Annotated in this window: 5 protein-coding genes; all 5 read left to right on the plus strand. The window is 71.6% G+C overall.

Annotation, left to right across the window (positions count from 1 at the left end):
• Positions 1 to 269, plus strand: a 269-nt coding sequence (locus tag AB7U92_RS24040; RefSeq protein WP_428582871.1) for a helix-turn-helix domain-containing protein, incomplete at its 5' end; no start/stop codon positions are given.
• 132 nt (positions 270 to 401) lie between these two features.
• Positions 402 to 863, plus strand: a complete 462-nt coding sequence (locus tag AB7U92_RS24045) for a DUF7482 domain-containing protein (RefSeq protein WP_428582873.1) — start codon at positions 402 to 404, stop codon at positions 861 to 863.
• 34 nt (positions 864 to 897) lie between these two features.
• On the plus strand, positions 898 to 2,226 hold the full coding sequence (locus tag AB7U92_RS24050) for a DUF1015 domain-containing protein (protein WP_428582875.1): 1,329 nt from the start codon (positions 898 to 900) through the stop codon (positions 2,224 to 2,226).
• Between the two features lie 76 nt (positions 2,227 to 2,302).
• Positions 2,303 to 2,875 carry a YceI family protein gene (locus AB7U92_RS24055; protein WP_428582877.1) on the plus strand — a complete coding sequence of 191 codons (573 nt, stop codon included), beginning with the start codon at positions 2,303 to 2,305 and terminating at the stop codon, positions 2,873 to 2,875.
• Between the two features lie 34 nt (positions 2,876 to 2,909).
• The coding region (locus AB7U92_RS24060) for an MBL fold metallo-hydrolase (RefSeq protein ID WP_428582879.1) at positions 2,910 to 3,528 on the plus strand (619 nt) is incomplete at its 3' end.

The following is a 3,528-nucleotide window of genomic DNA, read 5'->3' on the forward strand; positions in this document are numbered from 1 at the left end:
CGGCCGAGGCCGGCATGTCGCGCGCGCGATTTGCCGCCCACTTCGCCCGCTGCGTGGGCGTGCCGCCCGGGGAGTACCTCACCACCTGGCGCATCGGGCTGGCGTGCACGCTGCTGCGACGCGGCATGCCCGTCAAGCTGGTCGCGGCCGAGGTCGGCTACGCCAACGCGAGCGCGCTGGGGCGCGCGTTCGCCCAGCGGGTGGGGACCAGCCCGGCTGCCTGGTCGGCGCGCGACGGTGGCTCGGCTCGCCAGACCGTGAACGCCTGAATCAGGAGGAACCGAGTGACTTCACGACTTCGCCTCGCGCCGACCCGCCGCGGCTTCGCCGCTCTGGCGGTGGGTACGTTCCTCGGGCTGGCCGGCTGCGCCTGGTCGCCAACGGAGCCGTGGCGGCCTGCCGTGCAGTTGCCGCTCCGTCAGGGCTGGTTCGACGGCGAGGAGGTCTTCTACGTCACGACCGATGTCTCCGATGCCGGAATCGCCGCCCGGGAGGGGGCGAACTTCGTCCCGCGGCTGGCGGATGCCCTGCCCCGCGGCGCGAGCCGCCCCGGGCAGCCCTCGTCGGTCGACCGGGTGTACGCCGTGACGAACTTCGAGCAGGCCAGCGTCTTCGCATCGGCGCCGCTGCCGATGGGTTCGGCCAATCGCGAGAGCGCCTACACCCCGCTGTGGCGCATGGTCGCCGTCACCTGGACTGCCGGCCACACACCGCGGCGGCTGACGTCGGAGGAGCAGATTCTCGCGGCTGAGGAAAGCGGCGCCGTGCGCCTCGATGTCACGAACGTGGTGCTGAACTGCCCGATCGTCCACCGCGGCCCGCGCGGCGGCCTCGAGGGCGTGGTGCTGCGCCACCAGCCCTGAGCGGGGCGCCGCATCTGCTGCATCATCGTGATCCATGGCCACCCCTGACTGCTTCCGCGCCCCACGACTGCTGCTTCCCCGGGCGGGCATCGACCTGCACCGCTGGAGCGTGATCGCCTGCGACCAGTACACCAGCGACGCCGGCTACTGGGCGCGCGTGGCGGCCGAGGTGGGCGACGCGCCCTCCACGCTGCACCTGATCCTGCCCGAGGTGTTCCTGGCCAGCGCCGACAAGCCCGAACGCATCGCGCGCATCCAGGCCACGATGAAGCGCTACCTGGCCGAGGGCCTGCTGCGCGAGCATACCGGCGCCGTGCTGGTGGAGCGCGCACTGCCCGACGGGCGCGTGCGCCGCGGGCTGATGCTCGAGCTGGACCTGGAGCACTACGACTACGCGCCGGCCTCCACCAGCCTGATCCGCCCCACCGAGGGCACCATCGTCGAGCGCATCGCACCGCGCGTCGAGGTGCGCCAGGGCGCCGAGCTGGAGCTGCCCCACATCCTCGTACTGATCGACGACCCGCAGCACACGGTCATCGAGCCGCTGGCCGCACAGCGCGCAAACCACGCGACGCTGTACGACACGCCGCTGATGGCCCGCGGCGGCCGTGTCACCGGCATGGCGCTGGATGCTCCGGCCCAGGCGCACGCGATGCAGGCGCTGCGGGCGCTGGGCGACGGCGCCGCCTTCGCGGCGCGGCACGGCCTGCCGGCGGGCACGCCACCGATGCTCTTCGCGATGGGTGACGGCAACCATTCGCTGGCCACCGCCAAAGCCTGCTGGGAGCGCATCAAGGCCACCGCGGGGCCCGACCACCCGGCGCGCTGGGCGCTGGTGGAGGTGGAGAACATTCACGACACGGCGCTCGAGTTCTCGCCCATCCACCGCCTGCTGATCGGCGTGACGGGCGACCTCCGCGAGGCGCTGGCGGCGCACTTCGGCGCGCAGCTGCGAATCCTCGAGCAGCCCGACGCGGCGGCGATGCGCGCCGCCCTGGCCGCGCTGCCGCGCACCGAACACGCCGCCGGGCTGGTGCAGCCGGGCGGCCGCCATGCGCTGGCGGTCGTGTCCGGCATGCCGGCTGCGCAACTCGACGTGGCCACCTTCCAGGGCTTCGTCGATGCGCTGCTGGCCCGGGGCGGCGCACGCGAGGTCGACTACGTTCACGGCGACGACGCCCTGGCGCAGCTGGCCGGCGCGGAAGGTCATGCCGGGCTGCACCTGGCCACGCTGGGCAAGAGCGAGCTGATCGGCCGCGTCGCACGCCACGGCCCGCTGCCGCGCAAGAGCTTCTCGATGGGCGAGGCCGACGAGAAGCGCTTCTACCTCGAGGCGCGGCGGATCCGGCCCCAGGCGGAATGATTCCCTCTCATCCGGCCCCCTGTCGAAACGACGCGGGTTCGATCGTCGTGCCGACATCCACCCTCCGGAGCGCCGCATGAAGACCTGCCTGGCCACCCTGGCGCTGCTGCTGGCGGCATCGCCCGCCCCTGCCGCCCCCGTCGCCTACGCGATCGACCCGAGCCACACCTTCCCCAGCTTCGAAGCCGACCACCTGGGCATCTCGGTGTGGCGCGGCAAGTTCAACAAGAGCAGCGGCAAGGTGCTGTACGACAAAGCCGCGGGCACCGGCACGGTCGAGATCGTCACCGAGCTTGCCAGCGTCGATTTCGGCCTGGACGCGCTGGCCACCTGGGCGCGCGGCAAGGACTTCTTCGACGTGCGCAAGCATCCGCGCGCCGTCTTCAAGGGTAGCCTGCAGTCGCCGGTAGACGGTGTGCCGACGCAGCTCGCGGGCGAGCTGACGATGCGCGGCGTGACGCGGCCGCTCACCCTGACGATCCGTTCGCTGAAGTGCATCCAGCACCCGATGCTCAAGCGCGACTATTGCGGCGCAGACGCCTACGGCAGCTTCAACCGCGACGAGTTCGGCCTGGATGCGGGCAAGGACTACGGCTTCAGCATGAACGTCGACCTGCGCATCCAGGTCGAGGCGATCGCGCAGCCCTGAGAATCACCACCTGGATTCCCGACGCCTCCAATCGATGCCCTTCCGCCACCGCACCCTGCCCGTCACCGGCTTCCAGCAGAACTGCTCCCTGGTGTGGGACGACACCACGAAGCAGGCCGCGCTGATCGACCCCGGTGGCGACATCGACGTGCTGCTCGGCGCCGTGAAGGAACTGGGACTCAAGCTCGAGCAGATCTGGCTGACGCACGCCCACATCGACCACGCCGGCGCCACCGGCACACTGGCGCGCACGCTGGGCCTGCCGATCATCGGCCCTCACGAAGGCGACCAGTTCTGGATCGACGCGCTGCCGCAGCAGAGCCGCATGTTCGGCTTCCCGCCCGCCGAGCCCTTCGCACCGACGCGCTGGCTGCACGACGGCGACACGGTGCGCATTGGCGGCTGCGAGCTGCAGGTGCGCCACTGCCCGGGCCACACACCGGGGCACGTGGTGTTCTACGAGCCGACGACGAAACACGCGTTCGTGGGCGACGTGCTGTTCGCCGGCAGCATCGGCCGCACCGACTTCCCCCAGGGCGACTTCGACACGCTGGTGCACTCGATCACCTCGCGGCTGTGGCCGCTGGGCGACGACGTGCGCTTCACGCCCGGCCACGGGCCGCAGAGCACGTTCGGGCAGGAGCGGCGCAGCA

The organism is Piscinibacter sp., assembly GCF_050175855.1.
In the GTDB taxonomy this organism is placed as follows: Bacteria; Pseudomonadota; Gammaproteobacteria; order Burkholderiales; family Burkholderiaceae_C; genus Piscinibacter.

Bases quoted from the DNA above. Each gene is read 5' to 3' on its own strand.
- AB7U92_RS24055 (WP_428582877.1), top strand. From the start codon at position 2,303: ATGAAGACCTGCCTGGCCACCCTGGCGCTGCTGCTGGCGGCATCGCCC.
- AB7U92_RS24050 (WP_428582875.1), top strand. From the start codon at position 898: ATGGCCACCCCTGACTGCTTCCGCGCCCCACGACTGCTGCTTCCCCGG.